The following is a 1,384-nucleotide window of genomic DNA, read 5'->3' as shown; positions in this document are numbered from 1 at the left end:
TACTTGCCATCGACCTCGGCAGGCTCTGCGCAGAACTCGGTCCCGCAACCGAATCCCTCGCAGGCATCGAATATTTCAAAAACCTCAAACAGCTCATATGCAACGGAAATACACTGGCTGAACTCGATTTATCCCAAAATACGAGGTTGACCGAATTGAACTGCTGGGACAATCCGTTACCCGCACTTAATCTTTCAAAAAATACGGAGCTGGTAAAATTGAATTGCAACTACACTGCATTGGCCGAACTCGATTTGACCCAAAATACAGCGTTGACCGAATTGGCGTGCGAGGGCAATCCATTGACATCGCTCGATCTTTCCAAAAACACGAAATTGACGGTATTGTTTTGTCCTGCCAATCAATTGACGGCACTCGATCTCTCCAAGAATACGGCGTTAAAGGAATTACTCTGCTACAGCAACCGATTGACCGGACTCGATCTGACCCAAAATAAGGAGTTGGTTCATTTGCACTGTTACTACAACCAATTAACTTCGCTCGATTTGTCCCAAAATACGGCATTGGAGGAATTGCTCTGCTACGAAAATCAATTGACTGCGCTCGACCTTTCCAAAAATGCGGCCTTGATACAATTGAATTGCTACAACAATCGATTGACGGCGCTCGATCTCTCCGAAAATACGGCATTGACAAAATTATTCTGCGGTTACAATCCATTGACCGAACTCGATGTGTCCCGGAACACGAAATTGACGGAATTGCTCTGCCACGAAAACCAATTGACAGCACTCGACCTGACCCACAACACAGCATTGGCGACAGTGTACTGCCCTAACAACCGGTTGACGGCGCTCGATCTCTCCAAAAACACGGCGTTGGCGACATTGGCATGCTCCAGGAATCAATTGACAGCGCTCGACCTGTCCCAAAACACAGCGATAACGGAACTGTACTGCAACAACAACCAATTGGCTGCGCTCGATCTCTCCAGAAATACAGCGTTGACGGAACTGTACTGCAACGGCAATCGATTGACAACGCTCGACCTGTCCCGGAACACGGAATTGACGAAAATCTACTGCGACGACAATCCATTGACAGAACTCAATATATCCAATCTTTCGAAAATAGAGGAGATCGTATTCGGCGATAATCCTGAAATAAACGTAATTGCCAACAGTCAAACCGTTGTCTCAGACGAAGTGCGACATTACATGGACGGAAAGCGGAAAACACCATGAACCGACTATTGCCGGTCATAGCATTGGCGGTTCTTGCATATCCTGCCGCGCCCGTCTCCGGCCAAAGCGGGGAGGAGAACGCGAAGCCCCCGATCTTTTGGGACGGCGGCATGATTCCCGACCCTGGTTTTCGCGCTTATGTACTCGAAAATTTCGACACCGACCGCGACGGGAAAATC

The 1,384-nt window shown here is 48.3% G+C and carries 2 pseudogenes; both read left to right on the top strand.

Annotation, left to right across the window (positions count from 1 at the left end):
* Positions 1-1,205: pseudogene (locus QVP03_RS10135) on the top strand (hypothetical protein); the annotation flags it as partial.
* Positions 1,202-1,384 (top strand): annotated as a pseudogene (locus QVP03_RS10130) (hypothetical protein); the annotation flags it as partial. The pseudogenes QVP03_RS10135 and QVP03_RS10130, both read left to right, overlap by 4 nt.

The organism is Alistipes sp. CAG:29, assembly GCF_000435435.1.
Lineage (GTDB): Bacteria > Bacteroidota > Bacteroidia > Bacteroidales > Rikenellaceae > Alistipes > Alistipes onderdonkii.
This window is presented reverse-complemented; position numbering and strand designations above follow the sequence as displayed.